The sequence below is a fragment of the Flavisericum labens genome, from assembly GCF_045446075.1.
GTDB classification, from domain to species: domain Bacteria; phylum Bacteroidota; class Bacteroidia; order Flavobacteriales; family Flavobacteriaceae; genus Flavisericum; species Flavisericum labens.
Window position 1 is genome coordinate 165,414 of the sequence record NZ_JBJJBQ010000001.1, and the last position, 19,820, is coordinate 185,233.

At 35.1% G+C, this 19,820-nt stretch carries 22 protein-coding genes; 20 read left to right on the plus strand and 2 right to left on the minus strand.

Features of this window, described 5'->3' with window-relative positions; translation table 11 throughout:
- The first annotated feature begins 56 nt into the window (after positions 1–56).
- Positions 57–980 carry a DUF6427 family protein gene (locus tag ACIEHO_RS00710; protein ID WP_406967617.1) on the plus strand — a complete coding sequence of 308 codons (924 nt, stop codon included), beginning with the start codon at positions 57–59 and terminating at the stop codon, positions 978–980.
- On the opposite strand, the gene upp is transcribed toward ACIEHO_RS00710, so the two are convergent.
- On the minus strand, positions 969–1,628 hold the full coding sequence (gene upp, locus ACIEHO_RS00715) for a uracil phosphoribosyltransferase (protein WP_406967619.1): 660 nt from the start codon (positions 1,626–1,628) through the stop codon (positions 969–971). The two genes, ACIEHO_RS00710 and upp, sit on opposite strands and share 12 nt — an antisense overlap.
- A gap of 145 nt (positions 1,629–1,773) precedes the next feature.
- Between upp and ACIEHO_RS00720 the strand changes: the two genes are divergently transcribed.
- Together ACIEHO_RS00720 and ACIEHO_RS00725 are read left to right on the plus strand one after the other, a co-directional pair.
- Positions 1,774–2,379 (plus strand): DUF4254 domain-containing protein, encoded by a 606-nt coding sequence (locus ACIEHO_RS00720; RefSeq protein ID WP_406967621.1) that lies wholly within the window; start codon positions 1,774–1,776, stop codon positions 2,377–2,379.
- Positions 2,380–2,417: 38 nt separating this feature from the next.
- Complete coding sequence (locus ACIEHO_RS00725) at positions 2,418–3,437, plus strand: glycosyltransferase family 9 protein (RefSeq protein ID WP_406967623.1); 1,020 nt, start codon at positions 2,418–2,420, stop codon at positions 3,435–3,437.
- A gap of 97 nt (positions 3,438–3,534) precedes the next feature.
- Here ACIEHO_RS00725 and ACIEHO_RS00730 read toward each other — a convergent pair whose 3' ends face one another.
- Positions 3,535–4,599, minus strand: coding sequence for a 2Fe-2S iron-sulfur cluster-binding protein (locus ACIEHO_RS00730; protein ID WP_406967625.1), 1,065 nt, complete (start codon positions 4,597–4,599; stop codon positions 3,535–3,537).
- Positions 4,600–4,729: 130 nt separating this feature from the next.
- On the opposite strand from ACIEHO_RS00730, the gene ACIEHO_RS00735 reads away from it, so the two are divergent.
- The 17 genes from ACIEHO_RS00735 (at position 4,730) to ACIEHO_RS00815 (ending at position 19,811) form a co-directional block, all read left to right on the plus strand.
- Complete coding sequence (locus ACIEHO_RS00735) at positions 4,730–5,137, plus strand: DUF2059 domain-containing protein (protein ID WP_406967627.1); 408 nt, start codon at positions 4,730–4,732, stop codon at positions 5,135–5,137.
- 6 nt (positions 5,138–5,143) lie between these two features.
- Positions 5,144–6,622, plus strand: coding sequence for a DUF5687 family protein (locus ACIEHO_RS00740; RefSeq protein WP_406967629.1), 1,479 nt, complete (start codon positions 5,144–5,146; stop codon positions 6,620–6,622).
- Positions 6,623–6,634: 12 nt separating this feature from the next.
- Entirely contained in the window at positions 6,635–7,330 is a 696-nt protein-coding gene (locus tag ACIEHO_RS00745) for an ABC transporter ATP-binding protein (protein ID WP_406967631.1), read from the plus strand.
- A 255-nt stretch (positions 7,331–7,585) separates the two neighbouring features.
- Entirely contained in the window at positions 7,586–10,144 is a 2,559-nt protein-coding gene (porW, locus tag ACIEHO_RS00750; RefSeq protein WP_406967633.1) for a type IX secretion system periplasmic lipoprotein PorW/SprE, read from the plus strand.
- Between the two features lie 12 nt (positions 10,145–10,156).
- Positions 10,157–10,585 (plus strand): bactofilin family protein, encoded by a 429-nt coding sequence (locus tag ACIEHO_RS00755; protein WP_406967635.1) that lies wholly within the window; start codon positions 10,157–10,159, stop codon positions 10,583–10,585.
- Positions 10,533–10,775 carry an AtpZ/AtpI family protein gene (locus ACIEHO_RS00760; protein WP_406967637.1) on the plus strand — a complete coding sequence of 81 codons (243 nt, stop codon included), beginning with the start codon at positions 10,533–10,535 and terminating at the stop codon, positions 10,773–10,775. Before ACIEHO_RS00755 ends, ACIEHO_RS00760 begins: the two co-directional genes overlap by 53 nt.
- Positions 10,775–11,161 (plus strand): hypothetical protein, encoded by a 387-nt coding sequence (locus ACIEHO_RS00765; RefSeq protein WP_406967639.1) that lies wholly within the window; start codon positions 10,775–10,777, stop codon positions 11,159–11,161. The genes ACIEHO_RS00760 and ACIEHO_RS00765 overlap by 1 nt, the downstream gene beginning before the upstream one ends.
- 116 nt (positions 11,162–11,277) lie before the next feature.
- Complete coding sequence (gene atpB, locus ACIEHO_RS00770) at positions 11,278–12,366, plus strand: F0F1 ATP synthase subunit A (RefSeq protein WP_406967641.1); 1,089 nt, start codon at positions 11,278–11,280, stop codon at positions 12,364–12,366.
- A gap of 71 nt (positions 12,367–12,437) precedes the next feature.
- Positions 12,438–12,629 (plus strand): ATP synthase F0 subunit C, encoded by a 192-nt coding sequence (atpE, locus tag ACIEHO_RS00775; RefSeq protein WP_102756010.1) that lies wholly within the window; start codon positions 12,438–12,440, stop codon positions 12,627–12,629.
- A gap of 83 nt (positions 12,630–12,712) precedes the next feature.
- Positions 12,713–13,213 (plus strand): F0F1 ATP synthase subunit B, encoded by a 501-nt coding sequence (locus ACIEHO_RS00780; protein WP_406967644.1) that lies wholly within the window; start codon positions 12,713–12,715, stop codon positions 13,211–13,213.
- Between the two features lie 6 nt (positions 13,214–13,219).
- On the plus strand, positions 13,220–13,756 hold the full coding sequence (atpH, locus tag ACIEHO_RS00785; RefSeq protein ID WP_406967646.1) for an ATP synthase F1 subunit delta: 537 nt from the start codon (positions 13,220–13,222) through the stop codon (positions 13,754–13,756).
- 29 nt (positions 13,757–13,785) lie between these two features.
- Positions 13,786–15,366, plus strand: coding sequence for a F0F1 ATP synthase subunit alpha (gene atpA / locus ACIEHO_RS00790; protein WP_406967648.1), 1,581 nt, complete (start codon positions 13,786–13,788; stop codon positions 15,364–15,366).
- Between the two features lie 88 nt (positions 15,367–15,454).
- Positions 15,455–16,315 carry an ATP synthase F1 subunit gamma gene (gene atpG, locus ACIEHO_RS00795; protein WP_406967650.1) on the plus strand — a complete coding sequence of 287 codons (861 nt, stop codon included), beginning with the start codon at positions 15,455–15,457 and terminating at the stop codon, positions 16,313–16,315.
- Between the two features lie 122 nt (positions 16,316–16,437).
- A complete protein-coding gene (locus tag ACIEHO_RS00800) occupies positions 16,438–17,898 on the plus strand; it encodes an MATE family efflux transporter (RefSeq protein WP_406967652.1) in 1,461 nt (486 codons plus the stop codon).
- Between the two features lie 59 nt (positions 17,899–17,957).
- Positions 17,958–18,392 (plus strand): dUTP diphosphatase, encoded by a 435-nt coding sequence (gene dut, locus ACIEHO_RS00805; RefSeq protein WP_406967654.1) that lies wholly within the window; start codon positions 17,958–17,960, stop codon positions 18,390–18,392.
- Between the two features lie 108 nt (positions 18,393–18,500).
- Positions 18,501–18,743 (plus strand): GIY-YIG nuclease family protein, encoded by a 243-nt coding sequence (locus tag ACIEHO_RS00810; RefSeq protein WP_406968684.1) that lies wholly within the window; start codon positions 18,501–18,503, stop codon positions 18,741–18,743.
- A gap of 48 nt (positions 18,744–18,791) precedes the next feature.
- Complete coding sequence (locus ACIEHO_RS00815; RefSeq protein WP_406967656.1) at positions 18,792–19,811, plus strand: sugar nucleotidyltransferase; 1,020 nt, start codon at positions 18,792–18,794, stop codon at positions 19,809–19,811.
- Positions 19,812–19,820: the final 9 nt, after the last annotated feature.

Below are 19,820 nucleotides of genomic sequence, written 5' to 3' on the forward strand. Positions count from 1 at the left end.
TTCACTAACCATTTTATAGTTAGTATATTTACTACGCAAAAATACAAAAACAGATAATGATAACAAGTTTTTTTAATAAATCTAAACCTGTAAATTTTGTTATTGTATTTTTCATAACATTATTGGCGTTTTTAATGGCAAGAATATATACCGATGGCGATACTATTTCGGCTTCATATATATTTAAGCAAGCACAGCTCTTATTTATCGCTTATGCCTCTATATTACTTCTAAACTTTATTGTAGCAAAGCACAGTTTAACTAAGGTGAACAATTATGAAATTCTGTTGTTCAGTCTATTCTTTTTAACCATTGTCGAAACCACGACCAGCGCTAAGGTTTTATTGTCTAATTTCTTTATCCTTCTTGCATTTAGACGAATTATTAGTGTGCGTTCGCAAAGGGAACTGAAAAAGAAATATTTCGATGCGGCCTTTTGGGTGGCTATTGCTTGCTTATTCTATTTTTGGGCTATTTTATTTTTTATTTTAATCTTAGCCTCTCTTATTTTGTACACCGAAAATAATATTAGGCATTGGATTATTCCATTTTTGGGCGTAGCCACTGTTTTTGTGATTTCTGTTGGCTGTTCGATTTTATTGTACAACAATTATTTCGAGTTGCTTAATAATGTAATGCAAGTGAGTTTTGATTTCTCAAGTTATAATTCAGTAAAGTTTTTAGTGGGTATTACAATGCTGACATCTTTTGGGTTATGGTCTTTAATTTTTTATATTCAAAATATCAAGAAAAAAAAGAAGGCTAACAGAGCGTCGTTCAAAGTAGTTGTATTGTCAGTCTTTGTCGGCTTTTTACTTGTAATATTGACTCCTCAAAAAAATGGAAGTGAATTTCTATTTTTATTTGCTCCTCTAGCACTCGTTATTTCAAATTATATTGAAATTCTAGAAGATAAGTGGTTCAAAGAAATATTTGTCGCTGTACTTTTTCTAGTGCCATTTGTAATTTTAATGCTGTAGTTTTTCGCCAAAAGCCAAATCGCCAGCATCACCAAGGCCAGGAATAATATATCCTTTAGCGTTAAGCTTTTTGTCTACTGTGGCGATCCATAAATGTACGTATGAATCAAAATATTTTTCAATAAAATTAACGCCGGGCTGAGCCCCAATAACACTAACCAAATGAATATTTTTAGGAGTACCAAAGGGTTTTAAGGCTTCAAAAGTGGCTATCATCGATTGTCCGGTAGCCAGCATGGGGTCGGCTAAAATTAAAGTTTTTCCTTCTAAACTTGGGCAGGCTACATACTCGACAATAATTTCAATACTATCTGAGGTGTTTTTGTGGTGGCGGTATGCCGAGATAAAAGCATTATCGGCCATATCAAAATAGTTTAAAAGCCCATTGTGTAATGGCATTCCAGCTCTCAAAATAGAACATAGAACCAAGTCGTTTTCCGGTAAATTAACCGATGAAGTTCCTAAAGGAGTCTCAATATTTTTTTTATGGTAGGTTAGGTTTTTACTCATTTCGTAACCTAAAACTTCACCAATACGTTCAATATTTCTTCTAAAGCGCATACGGTCATTTTGAACGTTTACATTTCTAATTTCAGATATAAACCTGTTCAATACTGAATTTTGAAGTGATAAATTGTGAATTTTCATGTACTGTAGCCAATAATTTTGTGTTCATAAAGTTAATCAAACCAAACAACAATTCTTAAGATTAGTTAAAACCTTCATAACTAATTCGAAATTCAAAATAGTCTTGTATAAATTATGTAGTTTTGTGGTGTAAAAAATCAAGAACATGTTTACAGATAAGGCAAACAAAATATTTCAAAACGTAATAGAAAAATACCACGTTATAAATTCGGTGGACCAAACTTTTGAAAATGCTTACCCAGAAAGTGATTTAATAGAGCATTTACTATACAGAAAATGTTGGATTGATACTGTTCAGTGGCACTATGAAGATATTATTAGAGATCCGCAAATAGATCCCGTGGCGGCTTTAACGTTGAAGCGACAAATAGATGCTTCTAATCAAGACAGAACCGATATGGTGGAGTATATTGACGGCTATTTTCTTGATAAATACAAAGATGTAACCGTCAAACCCGGGGCAACTATAAATACTGAAAGCCCGGCGTGGGGTATTGATAGGCTCTCTATTTTGGCGCTTAAAATATACCACATGAACGAAGAAGCCACGCGCGAAGACGCTTCAGACGTACACCGCGCTGCTTGCCAAAAGAAGTTGGATGTTCTATTGGAGCAACGTGTCGATCTTTCAACAGCTATTGATACGCTATTGAGCGATATTGAACAAGGTGATAAATACATGAAGGTTTATAAACAAATGAAAATGTATAATGACGATGAGCTAAACCCTGTATTACGTTCACAGAAATAAATTCCTGTAAAAGCAGGAACTTTACTCTATAAGTTGAGATGCCAAAACCCTCAAAAACCATCTTAGTTATCCGTCTTTCTGCTATGGGGGATGTGGCCATGACGGTTCCCGTTTTACGTGCGTTAATACAACAATATCCCGAGTTAAAAATCACTATTTTAACTCGGGCTTTTTTTATACCTTTTTTTAGGCACTTAGAGAATGTTGAACTGGTTGCTGCCGAGTTAAAGGGTTCGCATAAAGGGTTTTTTGGGCTTTATAAATTGGCACGAGAACTTAATAAAAAGAAGTTTTATGTTATCGCCGATTTGCATAATGTACTTCGCACAAAAATCTTAAAGCAGTTTTTAAAGAGTAAACGCTTTATTTCAATTGATAAAGGCCGAAAAGAAAAAAAGAAACTAACCTCTGGAAAACGTTTTGAACCTTTAAAAACAACGCACCAACGCTACGCTGATGTTTTTGGAGGTTTAGGGTATCCGGTTGATTTATCAAATCCTAATTTCCCAGAGAAGGTAGATTTAAGTGGAAAAATCAAGGAGGTTATTGGAAATACTTCAAAAAAACGAATTGGGATTGCTCCATTTGCAGCACACGAAGGAAAAATGTACCCTTTGGATTTAACCAAAGAAGTCATTGAAGTTTTAAACAAAGATTACCAATTGGTTTTATTTGGTGGCGGAAGTAAAGAAATAGCCGTTTTAAACCATTTTGAAGCTACGTTTGAAAACGTAATTAGTGTAGCTGGAAAATTAACGCTTGATGAAGAATTGGATGTTATTTCAAACCTCGACGCGATGCTTTCTATGGATTCTGGTAATGCACACGTAGCTGCCATGTTGGGTGTAAAAACCATAACAATTTGGGGCGTTACACATCCTTATGCCGGATTTGCTCCGTTTAACCAACCCGAAGATTATTCACTTTTGGCTGATAGAAACCAATTTCCAAAAATACCCACTTCCGTTTACGGTAATAAATATCCAGAAAACTATAAAGAGGCTTCAAGAAGTATTTCTCCTGAAACTGTGGTTTCAAAAATTAAGTCTATCGTTTAAAATAGTTGTCGAAGATTTCTAAAAAGGACTAAAGAGTCATTCTGAATTTATTTCAGAATCTTATAGAACCTGAAACGAGTTCAGGTTGACAAAAAAACTACACATCATCATAATCCACCGAAATGGTTGGTGTTGTGGGTTGCGCTTGGCAAGTTAGTATTAAGCCTTCTGCAACTTCACTTTCAGTTAAAATGTTATTTTGGCGCATGGTGGCTGCTCCTTCGGTAACACGTGCTAAACAACTGCTACAAATACCACCTTGGCAGGAGTAGGGCGCATCTAAATCTTCGTCGATAGCCGCTTCAAGTATAGTTTGTTTTTGGGCCATTTCAAATGTAGTGGTTTCATCATCAACGGTAATGGTGATGGTTGTTTTTCCAGAGGAGGCAGCAGTGGTATCCTCCTTTACATCAGCCGGTTTTGCAGCCTTAAACAATTCAAAATGAATTCTATTTGGGTCAACATCATGGCCAGTCAGAACATCTTTTACGGTGTGAATCATTGCTTCGGGGCCACATAGATAATAAGCGTCAACATCAATGTGCTTGTGCTTGTTTTTCATCACGTAGTTAACGGTGCTTTTTTCAATTCTTCCGAAGATGGAATCGTCGTCCTCATCTCGTTGGCTGAATACGAACTGAATTGAGAAGCGCTCGTTGTACTTATGTTGTAGCTCTAAAAGCTCACTAAAAAACATGGTTTCTTCGGCAGTTTTATTACCATAAACTAAAATAACCTTGCTATAAACTTCTTCTTCTAAAGCACATTTAATTATGCTTAAAATAGGGGTGATACCACTACCAGCAGCAAAAAGAGCGATATTTTTTGTTTTGGAGTCGTTGGGTGTGAAAATAAAACGTCCTTTTGGTGGTGCTATTTCAAGCGAATCGCCCACTTTTATAGAACTATTGGCATAAGATGAAAATGTACCGTCTTTCACCTCTTTTACAGCCACTTTAAGTTCACCACTTTTAGGAGAAGCACATAATGAGTAATCGCGGCGCACTTCGTTGCCCTCAACTTTAGTTTTTAAGGTAATGTACTGCCCCGCCTGAAAAGAAAAAGTGTCTTTTAAATTGTCTGGTACATTAAACGAAATACTTATAGATTTATCAGTTTCTCTAGTTATATTTTTTATTGAAAGTGTGTGAAATGATGACATGTAAAAATAATTTTTAGCAAAAATAGTGAAGTTGAAGTGTAAATTTTAACTTTGGTTGTAACAAATGGCTGAAAAACTTCACCAATACATTAAATTTAAACAAAGAACTTTAACTAGAAAAACAAAAAGCATGAAAAAAGTATTACTAGTATGTTTCCTTTCTGTGGCATTCGTTATACAAATACAAGCACAGGACAATTCAGATTATAAAAATGAAACGGTTGAGTTCTTAAAACTTACGGGTGCTGGTGATGCTTTTGTGAGCGCCATAGACCAAATAGGAACCATGGTTCCGGCCGATAAAAAAGAAGCCTATGTTAAAGAGGCAAAAGGCACATTAGGCGGATTATACGATAAAATGGCCGAACTTTATATGGCTGAATTTACGCCCCAAGAAATAAAAGAACTTACAGCGTTTTACAACTCAGATTTAGGTAGAAAATTGGCCAAAAAACAACTTGGTCTAACCCAAAAGGCCATGGCCTTTGGACAAACTTGGGGCATGGAAGTGCAAGGTATTGCACAAAAGCATCAATAAAAAAGCATGATAGGGCGTTTTATAGGTTTAGAATGGAAATCATTTTACAGGTCGGCTAGCCTTGGTAAAAGTGTTGCCATAAAAATACTTTTAGGCTTTTTTGGGCTTTATTTTTTATTGGTTTTTTTAGGAACCGGTATTGTGCTATATCCTGCACTAAAAGAATTATATCCTGAACAAGACCCTTTAAGAATGGTAAACAATGCTCTTTTTTACTGGATTTTGTTCGATTTGGTTCTTCGCTTTTTCTTTCAAAAACTACCAGTAATGAGCGTAAAACCAATGCTCACCCTTCCTATAAAACGAAGCCAGATGGTCAATTACGTTTTAGGAAAATCGGTCATGTCGTTTTTTAATGTGCTACCTCTTTTTGCTATTATTCCATTTGGCGTAACCTTAATTATGAATGACTATCCTTTAACCTCAGTACTTTCGTGGATGCTGGCATTGGTTTTAACTGTTTTTATTTTAAACTTCATCAACTTTATTGTTGAAAGCCTTTCGGCGGAAACAGAACTGTCTTTTTTGCCCATTATTTTACTATCTGGAGGTATGTTCGCACTGAACCATTTTAATGTTTTAGACTTAAATAGCATTTTTGGAATGGCTTTTAATTCTGTTTATGAAAACCCAATTTATGTTATCGTTCTGATTATAGTTTTAACGCTTTGCTACGTGCTTAATTTTAAACTCTTGAAGCAAAAAATGTTTTTAGATGGTGGGCTAAAAATTGTTGTAAAAGAAGTTAATGCATCTAATTTAGAGTGGACAAAAAACTTTGGTGATGTAGCTCCGTTTTTGCAATTGGATCTAAAACTTATTTGGCGTAATAAACGAACAAAATCCGCTGTTTGGATTTTAGCTATTGGATTGCTTTACGGCCTATTTTTCTATCCACAGGAACAATACCAAAACTGGCCTTGGTTTTTTGTTTTCATTGGGGTGTTTTCCACAGGGATATTTTTAATAAATTTTGGGCAATTTATCCCAGCTTGGGACAGCGGCTACTACAAGCTTTTAATGAGCCAGAATATAAAATACGAAGACTATTTAAAGTCTAAATTCACATTAATGGCCGCTAGTATATTGGTTTTGTTTGTACTTGGTATTCCATATGTGTTTTTTGGATGGAAAATTCTATTGGCGCATTTTGCGGCCGCTATTTACAATGTTGGGGTAAACACCCATGTTATTTTGTATGGCGGTTCGTTTAACAGAAAAAAAATTGATTTAAGCCAAAAAGCAGCCTTTAATTATCAAGGTACTGGGGCGGTCCAATGGCTAATTGGAATTCCATTGTTATTAATTCCAATGGGGCTTTTTGCCTTGGTATATTTTTTAATGAATTTCGAAATAGCCTGTTTGGTTCTATCTGTATTAGGCGTTATTGGCATTGTAATTCACCAAAAAATAATGAAATCCATTACAGCTAAATACCGCAAATCTAAATACAAAATGATTAGTGCTTTTGACCAAAATACCTAAATCCATCCAATTATGATCATTACTAACAGTCTTACAAAAAAATACGGCAGCAAGGAAGTTTTGAATATACCGTCTTTAGATATTCCTAAAGGGCAAAGTTTTGGTTTGGTGGGCAACAACGGTGCTGGTAAAACAACCTATTTTAGTTTGTTGCTAGACTTGATTCAGCCAACAACAGGGCATCTAAAAAACAACAATGTTCAAGTCAATGAAAGTGAAGATTGGAAACCTTTTACTTCAGCATTTATCGATGAAAGTTTTTTAATTGGCTATTTAACGCCAGAAGAATATTTTTATTTCATCGGAGAGTTAAGAGGGCAAAATAAAGCCGATGTTGATAATTTGGTTTCTCAGTTTGAAGATTTTTTCCATGGCGAAATTCTAGGGCAAAAAAAATATTTGCGTGATTTGAGTAAAGGCAACCAAAAGAAAGCGGGCATAGTTGGGGCGCTCATTGGAAATCCTGAGGTAGTAGTTTTAGATGAGCCTTTTGCAAATCTTGATCCCACCACGCAAATTCGATTGAAAGCAATTATTAAAGATTTGGCCGAAAAGAGAGGCGTTACCGTTTTGGTTTCTAGCCACGATTTGTTGCATGTTACCGATGTGTGTGAGCGTATTGTAGTTTTAGAAAAAGGTGAAATTGTAAAAGATTTAGTTACTAATCAAGCCACTTTAAAAGAACTAGAGCAACATTTTACCAATTAAACGTTTTATTTAAAAGTCTTTACATTTTATAGCTAAATTCAAAAAGATGCTTATTTTTACCACTCTATTATAATAATAAAGCGAGTTTACAGTTATTATTTAGACTAAAAATACCGGCATTGAAATGAGCACAAAGAAATTTATTTTTTTAATTATAAAATAAGAAATATAATTTTTTGTGCGAAAGCGAAGCGGTTGATTAATGCAGAAAAATTTTATTTTATTCCATGTTTAGGAATAAAAATTTTTAAGTGAATGAAAACATCCTACAAATCTATATTTGTCGTTGTACTTTTTACAGGTTTGACATTAAGTTGCTCCAGAAAAAAAGACAAATTTATAAGCCGTAATTACCATGCCGTAACAGCCGAGTTTAACGCGCTTTTTAACGGTTACAATGCCTTGGAGGAAGGAAGGCAAACACTAAACGCCGCTTATTTTGATAACTACTGGGATGTTTTACCTATAGAGCGCATGCAGATTTTCGAGGATGTTGTGTTGCCTGGGCAATCAAAAAACGAAAATTTTAATAGAGCAGAAGAAAAGGCCGCGAAAGCTATTCAAAAACACAGTATGAATATTGATAGCAAAGAGAGAAACCCACAAATGGATGAAGCTTATTTGCTCTTGGGTAAGGCCAGATATTTCGATCAGCGCTTTGTGCCTGCACTCGAAGCTTTCAATTATATTCTTTACAAATATCCGGCTAGCGATAAAATTAACCAAGCCAAAGTCTGGCGTGAAAAGGCAAATATTAGGCTGGACAAAAACGAATTGGCTATTAAAAACCTAAAGCGCCTTTTAAGACAGGAAGATATAGAAGGCCAAGACTTGGCCGATGCCACTTCCATTTTGGCACAAGCTTATTTAAATGTTAAAGTTGTCGATACGGCCATTACACTTTTAGAAACTGCTTCGCAGACCACAAAAAGCAACGACGAGCGAGGTCGATATCGTTTTATACAAGGGCAGCTATACAACGAATTGGGAAAGAAAGATAGCGCCAACATAGCTTTCGATAGGGTTATTGAACTCAATCGAAAAACGCCAAGAATTTACATGATAAGTGCCTATTTGGAAAAGGTTAAAAATTTCGATTTTGAAAACGGCAACAAACTAGAGCTAACGGAATTATTAACGGAACTCGAGGAAAATAGAGAAAACCGTCCATTTTTAGATCGTATTTATCATCAAATTGCAGAATACCATTTGAAAAATGGTTCAGACTCTTTGGCGGTGGCTTATTACAATAAATCATTGCAAACCGATTCTCAAGACGACATTTTAAACGCCAAGAATTACGAAACCCTTGGCGATATGAATTTTGATGCCTCTATTTATGCCACAGCTGGAAAATACTACGATAGTACCATGGGGAGTTTGGTTGAAAATTCAAAACCATACCGAGTTATCAAGCGTAAACGCGACAATTTAGAGGACGTTATTTATTATGAGGCCGTGGCAAAGGTTAACGATAGTATTTTAAGATTGGTAAATTTTTCAGATGCCGAAAAGTTGGCGTATTTTGAATCTGTAGTTGAAGACTTAAAAGCCAAAGCTGAAGAAGAAAAAAAGGCACAGGAAGCTGCTGAGCGTAACAGCGGATTAATTACCGTAAACAATCAGCTCGGGACACAGCGTATTGGCCCGGCGAACAATCAACAAGCAAGCACTTTTTACTTTTATAACCCCACGACGGTGGCATACGGTAAGAACGAATTTGTTAAAATTTGGGGTGATAGAAAACTGGAAGACAATTGGAGGTGGTCGAGCAAAGCCATTTCTGGAGGAGGTAACACTTCCGTTTCTGTTGATGATGTTTTGGCCTCTGCTTCAGAAGATGAGCGTTTTGATCCACAATTTTACATTTCAAAAATCCCTTCAGAAGAAAAGAAAATTGATAGTATTTCAAGAGAGCGTAATTATGCATATTATCAACTTGGGTTGATTTACAAAGAGAAATTCAAAGAGTATGAATTGGCAAAAGATAAGTTTCAGGTCTTGTTAAATAGTAATCCAGAAGAGCGATTGGTGCTGCCTTCAAAATACAATTTATTTAGAATTTATGAAGCTTTGGGTGAAAATGACGAAGCTGCTATTGCAAAGCAAAAAATAATATCAGAATACCCCAACTCAAGGTATGCTTTAATTTTAACCAACCCAGATTTGGTTTCTGAAAATGATGAAAACAGTCCGCGAAGTTTATACGAGTTGCTTTACGCACAGCACCTAAATCAGGAATATGCTGAAGTGATTTCGAAAAGTGAAGAATACATAAATAAGTTTGATGGCGACCCCGTGGTTCCAAAGTTTGAATTGCTAAAAGCTACAGCAATGGGTCGTTTACATGGCTATGAAGCCTACAAAAAAGCCATTAATAGCGTAGCCGTAACTTATGCCAATACACCAGAAGGCAAAGAAGCGCAGAAGATAGAGTCTAAAATTTTGCCTACCTTAGCTTCTAGTGAGTTTGTAGCTACCGACAGTATTATAGGAAATTTTAAAGTAGTATTTAAGTTTAAAAATACCGAGGCAGACCAAGTTGGATCTTTTAAAGAAACTTTAAATGAGGTCTTGGAAAATGTTAAATATTACGATTTAAAATCGTCGATGGATGTTTATGGTCCCGATACAAAATTAGTGTTGGTACACGGCTTAACAACAGAGCAAGTTGCCAAAACTTTTGATCAGTTATTGACTGATGATGACAGAAAAAAAATAAAAGTCCCCTATTTTGTGGTGTCATCCACAAACTATCAAATTATTCAAATTCATAAAAATTTGGATGCTTATTTGAATATCGATAATAATTAAACTTAACGAATTATGTTCTCTGAAAACAAAAAAGGCAAGCAAATGACAGAAAATAGTTCAGGCCAAAACAGTATAGCTCAAGGCACAAAAATTAATGGAGACATTAATAGCGAAGGCGATTTAAGAATAGACGGAATTGTAGAAGGTAATATTAAGACTGCAGGTAAAGTTGCTGTAGGCAGATCCGGTTTTATAAAAGGCACTTTAACTGGGACGGATGCGCATTTTGAAGGAAAGTTTTCCGGAAAACTATCTTTATCCGGAACACTAACACTAAAATCTTCGGCACATATTGAAGGCGAGGTAATAGCCGGAAAATTAGCCGTAGAACCAGGCGCTACCTTTAACGTAACTTGTGCTATGAAAGGCGCCGTAAAAGAAACTAATAATGGCGGACAACTCAAACAAAAACAACAACAAGGAGCAGAAAGGACCGCTTAAAAACATAGCGGTACTTTCAGGAATAGGAATTCAAATGGGGGTTACTATATACCTTTTTGTAATCTTCGGAAAGTGGCTCGATACCAGTTATAATGGCGGTGAAAAACTTTATACAATCATTATGACTCTTTTGGGAGTTGGCATTTCGCTTTATGTAGTTATAAAACAAGTGAATAGAATTAAATATTAATGAGCAATCCTTTTTTGAGCTTTATCCTAAAAGCTTCATGCGTCTTAGCCATAGTTTTTGGAATTCATTTGACGCTATTATATTTTTGTAAACTTCCCTTATTTGAAAATAGAATAATCTGGTCTTATGTTGTTAACCTTGTATTAATTGTTGTTATTTTCGGAGTCCTTTATTTGCTCAAAGAAAAGTATAAAAGTCAATTAGGATTTTTATTTTTGGCAGGAAGTGTGTTAAAGTTTGCTGTTTTTTTTATTGCTTTTTATCCTTATTATAAGTTTGATAATGAGATTACTAAACAAGAATTTGCTGCGTTTTTTGTCCCCTACGCTATAGGTTTATTTTTAGAATCTGTAAGTCTTAGCAAGTGGTTAAATAAAATACAATAAGGATATTAAATAATGGCATTAAAATATTAGGTGAAATAAAAAGCAAAATTATTTTGGTTTTTGAGATAAAAACCTACCTTTGCAGCGATTTTTAAGCCACTATTATTTAGAGTGATATGCGTAGAAAAATATCTTTAAAACCAATTACACTTTTATTGCTTTTAACAACCTTTCTTTCTTTTGGTAAAGAAGAAGGAGGACATGGAGACGAAAATGCCGACAAAGCATCTGAAGTAAAAGCGTATATTCAACACCACTTAAAAGATTCTTACGATTTCAATCTGTTTTCATACACTTCAGATTCAGGAGAAGAAAAACATTTTGGTTTTCCGTTACCAGTAATACTTTGGGATAATGGTTTAAAAGTATTTTTGTCTTCTAAATTCCACCACGGAGAAGAAGTTGCGGAGGTTGGTGGAGACTACTACAAAGTACACCATTCTAAAATATATAAAGTTGATGGCCCAAATGGTGAAATCATTGAGGACGACCACCATCATGCCACAAATGAAAAGCCTTTGGATTTTTCAATTACAAAAAATGTAATGATGATTTTAATGGTTTTTGTAATTATGTTCTATATGTTTAACCGTATGGCAAAATCATATAAGAAAAATAATGGTTTGCCAAAAGGAACAGGACGTTTATTAGAGCCAATTGTGTTGTATGTTCGTGATGAAATTGCGATTCCAAATATCGGCGAAAAGCACTATAAGAGATATATGAGCTATTTGCTAACCGTATTTTTCTTTGTATGGATTGTAAACCTGTTTGGTTTAACTCCAATTGGAATGAATGTTACCAATAACATAGCGGTAACCTTGTGCTTAGCACTAATAACTTATGTTATCACGACCTTTTCTGGAAACAAAAATTATTGGAAACATATTTTCTGGATGCCAGGAGTGCCATGGCCTATGAAAATTATTTTGGCTCCAATAGAATTGTTGGGGACCTTTATTAAGCCATTCGCACTCATGATTCGTTTGTACGCTAACATTACAGCAGGCCACGTGGTATTAATGAGCATCATTGGGATGATATTTTTGTTCCAAAATTGGTTAGGTGGTTCATTATCATTTTTATTAGCTTTTGTTTTAGCTATTCTAGAGTTGTTAGTTGCAGCTTTACAAGCATATATATTTACGGTGCTATCTGCTTTATATTTCGGTATGGCGGTTGAAGAGCACGACGAGCATCATTAAATTGATGTTTTCAGCCCTGTTTTAAACAGGATTTTAAAATTGAATGTTTAATTTTTAATTATATATATTTTATGGAAATTCCAGCTATCGTAGGTGCAGGTTTAGTAGTAATTGGAGCAGGTATTGGTATTGGTAGAATCGGTGGTTCTGCTATGGAGGCAATCGCTCGTCAACCTGAAGCTACAGGAAAAATTCAAACGGCAATGCTTATCGCAGCTGCCTTAATTGAAGGTATTGGATTTGCTGCATTATTTGCAGTTTAAAACAAACTAAGAAACAGCTATAACGGTTGGTTATAGCTGTTCTTTTTAAATTAAACATAAGGTTTTTAAAAATATAGATTATCATGGAAAAATTATTTCAAGACTTTTCATTAGGATTGTTTTTTTGGCAGGCGGTGCTTTTTATAGCATTAGTGCTATTGTTGAAAAAGTTTGCTTGGAAACCAATTTTAGACTCGGTTAACGATAGAGAAGAAGGAATTAAAAACGCATTAGATTCTGCTGAAAAAGCAAAATTGGAAATGCAAAACCTTCAAGCTGATAATGAACGATTGTTGCTAGAAGCTAGAGTAGAGCGCGAATCGATGTTGAAAGAAGCTCGCGACATGAAAAATAAGATGATTGAAGACGCCAAAGGCGAGGCTCAAGAGCAAGCCAATAAAATGATTGCCCAAGCACAAGCAGCTATTGAAGGCGAAAAGAAAGCGGCAATGGCAGAACTTAAAAATCAAGTTTCTGGTTTAGCTTTAGAAATTGCCGAAAAAGTAGTGCGTAAAGAACTTTCTAATAAAGGTGAACAATTGAATTTGGTAGAAACCATGTTAACCGAAAAATCTTTAAACTAGATAATAATGGCGGGAGCAAGAGCAGCAGTACGTTACGCGAAAGCATTATTAAGTTTAGCCTTAGATCGAAAGACGGCTAAAACTGTTAATGCTGATATGAAGTTAATAGCCGATACCATTGCAGAAAGCAACGATTTAGGCGAGATGCTTCAAAGCCCTGTAGTGCCTTCTTCAACAAAAAAATCAGTATTGTTGGAGGTGTTCAAAAAATCAGATAAGAGCACAATTAGTTTGATTGACACATTAATAAGCAACAATAGAATTGATATTTTGGGTGCTGTAGCCTCAAAATTCAATCAATTGTTTGATGAATCTAAAGGTGTAGAAGTTGCTATAGTAACCACAGCAATCGAGTTAACGGCAGATTTGAAGAAAAAAGTTTTGGCTAAAGCCAAAGAACTTACCGACCAAAATGTTGAAATAGAAAACGTAATAGATGAGAGCATTTTAGGAGGCTTCATTTTACGAATAGGAGATGTGCAGTACAATGCTAGTGTTGCAAATCAATTTAATAAATTAAAAAGAGAATTTACATTAAACTAAGGTATTTATATATCTAAATAAATAATAAGATGGCAGAAGTAAAACCGGCTGAAATATCAGCAATCTTAAAAAAACAACTTTCAGGTTTTGAAGCTAGTGCTTCATTAGATGAAGTAGGAACTGTATTAAACGTAGGTGATGGTATTGTTCGTGCTTACGGATTGTCTAACGCACAATATGGTGAGTTAGTAGAATTTGAAGGCGGATTAGAAGGTATTGTACTTAACCTTGAAGAAGATAACGTTGGTATTGTATTATTAGGGGCTTCGATTGGTGTTAGCGAGGGGTCTACGGTAAAACGTACTGGACGTATCGCATCTATCAATGTTGGTGAAGGTATTGTTGGTCGTGTAGTTGATACTTTAGGTAATCCAATTGACGGTAAAGGTCCTATTGCAGGCGAAACTTATGAAATGCCATTAGAGCGTAAAGCGCCTGGTGTTATTTTCCGTGAGCCAGTAACCGAGCCGTTACAGACAGGTATTAAATCTATCGATGCTATGATTCCTGTAGGTCGTGGACAACGTGAGCTAGTTATTGGCGACCGCCAAACTGGTAAAACAACAGTTTGTATTGATACCATCTTAAATCAAAAAGAATTTTACGATGCAGGTGAGCCTGTTTATTGTATATATGTTGCTGTAGGTCAAAAAGCCTCAACAGTAGCAAACATTGCTAAAACATTAGAAGATAAAGGTGCTTTAGCCTATACTACTATTGTTGCTGCAAATGCATCAGACCCGGCACCAATGCAGGTTTACGCTCCTATGACGGGTGCAGCCATTGGTGAGTATTTCCGTGATACTGGTCGTCCAGCCTTGATTATTTATGATGATTTATCTAAGCAGGCTGTAGCTTACCGTGAGGTGTCTTTATTGTTACGTCGTCCACCAGGACGTGAGGCGTACCCTGGAGATGTTTTCTACTTACACTCGCGTTTATTAGAGCGTTCTGCAAAAGTAATTAACGATGATGCTATTGCTAAAGATATGAACGATTTACCAGAAGCATTAAAGCCAATGGTAAAAGGCGGCGGTTCTTTAACGGCTTTACCGATTATCGAGACACAAGCAGGTGACGTATCAGCATATATTCCAACAAACGTAATTTCGATTACAGACGGACAGATATTTTTGGACGGTGATTTATTTAACTCTGGTGTACGTCCAGCGATTAACGTAGGTATTTCTGTATCTCGTGTTGGTGGTAATGCTCAGATTAAGTCTATGAAGAAAGTAGCAGGAACATTAAAATTAGACCAAGCCCAATATCGTGAATTAGAAGCATTTGCTAAGTTTGGTTCAGATTTAGATGCATCTACATTAAACGTAATCGAAAAAGGTAAGCGTAACGTAGAAATATTAAAGCAAGCACAAAACGACCCTTACACGGTTGAAGATCAAGTGGCTATCATTTATGCTGGATCTAAAAACTTATTAAGAGACGTTCCTGTTGAAAAAGTAAAAGAATTCGAAAGCAATTATATTGAATTCTTAAACGCTAAGCACAGAGATATCTTAGATACTTTAAAATCAGGAAAATTAACTGATGAGGTTATAGATACATTAACAGCTGTAGCTAAAGATTTATCAGGAAAGTATAGAGCTTAATATCCATTGTCATCCTGAACTTGTTTCAGGATCTCAAATTATGGTAAAGAAGATTCTGAAATAAATTCAGAATGACAAAAAAGAGACTATGGCAAACTTAAAAGAAATACGTAACAGAATATCATCGGTGTCTTCAACCATGCAGATAACCAGTGCCATGAAAATGGTGTCGGCTGCAAAGTTAAAGAAGGCCCAAGATGCTATTACTGCCATGCGCCCATATGCAGATAAGTTGACTGAGCTTTTGCAAAGTTTAAGCGCTACTTTAGATGCAGATTCTGGAAGCAAGTTTTCTAACCAACGCGAAGTAAAAAAAGTGTTAATCGTGGCTATTACATCCAACAGAGGTTTAGCGGGAGCGTTTAACTCAAATATTATAAAGGAAGTTAACAAGCTAACTGCTGAAGTTTATGACAATCAAGAAGTATCTTATTTGGCTATTGGTAAGAAAGCTAATGATGCCTTCAAGAAAACCAATAAGGTTATTGCAAATAAAAGTGAAGTTTTTGATGATTTAACATTTGAAAACGTTGCTGAAATTGCACAACTTGCAATGGATAAATTTGTTGCTGGTGAGTATGATAAGATTGAAGTAGTTTACAACAGGTTTAAAAATGCTGCTACGCAAATTGTAACAAGAGAGCAGTTTTTACCAATTGTACCGGTAGAAGGAACAGCCAACACCAATGCCGATTATATTTTTGAGCCATCAAAAATTGAAATCGTTGAGCAATTAATTCCAAAGTCTTTAAAAACTCAATTATTTAAGGCGATTAGAGATTCTTTTGCTTCAGAGCACGGTGCACGTATGACAGCTATGCACAAAGCAACCGATAATGCGACAGAGCTTAGAGATCAGTTGAAGTTAACTTACAACAAAGCACGTCAAGCAGCGATTACCAACGAAATCTTAGAGATTGTTGGAGGAGCAGAAGCTTTAAATAACTAATCGAAATAATATTGTTATGCTGAACTTGTTTCAGCATCTCCCATAACAAAAAAACCTAACTTTAACGAGTTAGGTTTTTTTGTTATAAAAACCCTATTTTTAGCCTAATAAATAACTAGTTTTTGAGCACACTAAAGAAGTTCTTTAAAGATACCATGATCTATGGTATTGCCGCCATTTTACCTAGAGCAATTAATATTGGTTTGGTAAAGTTACATACTAGCGTATTCGGCGCTGAAAGATATGCGGTCAATACTGATTATTATGTTTATGCTGCATATCTAAATGCCTTATTAACTTATGGATTAGAAACTGCATTTTTTCGATTTTTTAGCAAAGAACAGGAGAAAGGAAAGGTTATATCAACATCATTTATTTCATTATTAATTACCACAACACTTTTTTTGATTATTGCAGTACTCAATGCTCAAAATATTACTTCGCTATTTGGGTTTGAAGATATTCTTCATGTTAAAATATTGATTTGGACAGTGTTTTTGGATACAATTGTAGTTATACCCTTTGCTTATTTACGGGTAACTAATAGGCCAATTAAGTTTACTGGGATTAAGGTTTTAAATATTTTAGTTTTTGCGATTCTCAACATATTATTTTTGTGGATTATTCCAAAAGGATATCTGTCTGATTCTATCTTGCCAGAATCCTTTAGATTTTATATTAATGGTGAACCTCAAGTTGTTTATATTTTTTTAGCTAACGTTATTGCTAGTTTAGCCACTTTAATTCTTCTTTCACCTATTATTTTAAAAATACAATGGTGTATAAATAAAAATATATTAAGAAAGTTACTTGCTTATGGTTTACCTATTATGATAGGAAGTTTAGCTTATGTTACAAATGAGAACATAGATAAATTGTTTTTAGGCGATTTAATCGGTAATAAAGAAATGGGAATCTATGCTGCATGTTATAAGTTAGGCGTTTTTATGACACTTTACATTATGGCCTTTAGACTTGGAGCAGAACCTTTTTTCTTTAACCATTCAAAGGAGAAAAACGCAAAAAGTAATTATGCTACTATCCTAAAATGGTTTACTGTCTTAGGAGCGATATTCATGCTAATTGTTGTTTGTTATATTGATTTGTTCGCTAATATATTACTAGGTAAAGATGAATACTTTGAAGCTTTAAAAATTGTGCCAATAATTCTTTTGGCTAATTTATGTCTTGGAATTTATAATAACCTTTCAATTTGGTATAAACTTACCGATAAGACAATGTATGGTATGTATATTTCAATTTTTGGAGCAGTTATAACTATAGTATTTAACATGGTAATGATACCGATAATTGGTTTTATGGCTTCAGCTTGGGCTACCTTAGCTGCTTATGGAAGCATGATGGTTATTTCGTATTTTATAGGTGAAAAATATTATAAAGTACCATATGATGTAAAAAGAGTAATGCTCTATTTGGTATTAGCATCTGTTTTAAGCTTAATATCGTTTATTGATATTTTTAGAGGAAACTATTATATTTCAACAGCTTTAGTTTTAGTATTTTTGGGGTTAGTTGGTTTTATAGAAAGAAAGGAAATAAAACAACTCATAGCAAAACAATAATAATATGCCGAGTAATCCCGTTTATTGTCCGGACAAAGCATATTTTAATTTTTATAGCCATGCAAATAAAAATCATAAACAAATCCAGTCACGATTTACCTCATTACGAAACTTTGGCGTCGGCAGGAATGGATTTACGAGCAAATTTGTCAGAATCAAGAGTTTTAAAACCTTTAGAGCGAAGCATTGTGGGCACAGGCCTGTTTATTGAATTACCAGTAGGTTATGAAGCACAAGTGCGCCCTAGAAGTGGTTTAGCCGCAAAAAAGGGAATAACGGTGTTAAACGCGCCAGGAACCGTTGATGCTGATTACCGAGGTGAAATTGGGGTGATTTTAGTAAATCTTTCCAATGAAGATTTTACCATCCAAAATGGAGAGCGTATTGCACAGTTGGTAATTGCTAAGCACGAACGTGCTGAATGGAGTCAAGTAGATGTGCTTTCTGATACTGATAGGGGCGAAGGTGGTTTTGGAAGTACAGGAGTTAAATAAATTCCTGAGAAAGCAGGAATCTCTGAATTGATAAAAATGAAATTTTGGTATGTCTATATCATGACAAATAAACCTAAAGGTGTTTTATATATTTGATTAACAGAGAATATTGAGGAAAGAGTTAAAGAACATAAATTAAAAATATACCGAAAATCATTTATGGCGAGATATAATTGTGATAGGTTGATTTATTTTGAAGAGTTTGAAAATGGCAGTGAAGCCGAGAAGAGAGAAATACAATTCAAAAAACGTAAAAGAGATTGGAAAATACAGTTGATTGAAGACATGAATCCGAATTGGATGGATTTAAGTACAAACTGGAATTTGAATTTTAACAAATTAAGAGAATAAATATAAGTTTAACTTTAAAATAGATACCTGCTTTCGCAGGCATGTACAATGAAAATAATAGTACCCATGGCAGGTCGAGGCTCTCGACTACGTCCACATAGTTTAACTGTTCCAAAACCGCTAATTCCAGTTGCTGGACAACCTATTGTTCATCGTTTGGTAAAAGATATTACCAAAGTTTTAAAGCAACCTATCGAGGAGATTGCATTCGTTTTGGGCGATCCAGCATGGTTTGGCGATGATGTAGTTTCAAGTTTGCAAGACTTGGCTAAAAGTTTGGGTGCAAAAGCCTCCATTTATCGTCAAGACAAACCTTTGGGTACTGGCCATGCCATTATGTGTGCCGAGCCATCGCTTTCTGGCCCTGCTGTAATAGCTTATGCAGATACCTTAATTCGTGCGGAGTTCGATTTAGACCCAGAAGCGGATAGTGTTATCTGGACCAAGCAGGTAAAAAACCCAGAGGCTTACGGCGTGGTTAAATTAAACGACAGCGATGAGATTGTAGAACTGGTTGAAAAACCAGAAAATTTTGTTAGCGACCAAGCTGTAATAGGTATCTATTATTTTAAAGATGTCGGTGTTTTAAAAACGAAATTACAAGAAATCTTGGATGAAAACGTTATGAATGGTGGCGAATACCAAATTAACGACGGTATAAAACGCATGATGGGGGATGGAAAGATTTTTAAAACTGGTACAGTTGATGAATGGATGGATTGTGGAAACAAAAAAATAACTATCGAAACGAACCAACGTATGCTAGGGTTCTTAAAATCTGATGGTGATGAGCAATTGGTCTCAGATTCTGTCAAACTTGAAAATTCAAACATCATTGAGCCTTGTTTTATTGGTGAAAACGTGGTGCTTAAAAACACAATAGTTGGTCCATTTGTCTCAATAGGTAACGATTGTACCGTTGAGAATTCTACCATTAAAAACAGCTTGATACAAACGAACACAACTATAAAAAATGCCAATATGGACGATGCTATGATTGGAAATAATGTAATTTATAACGGCAAGTTTACAAGCATTAGCATTGGCGATTATTCGGTTTTGGAATAAGAATTGCTA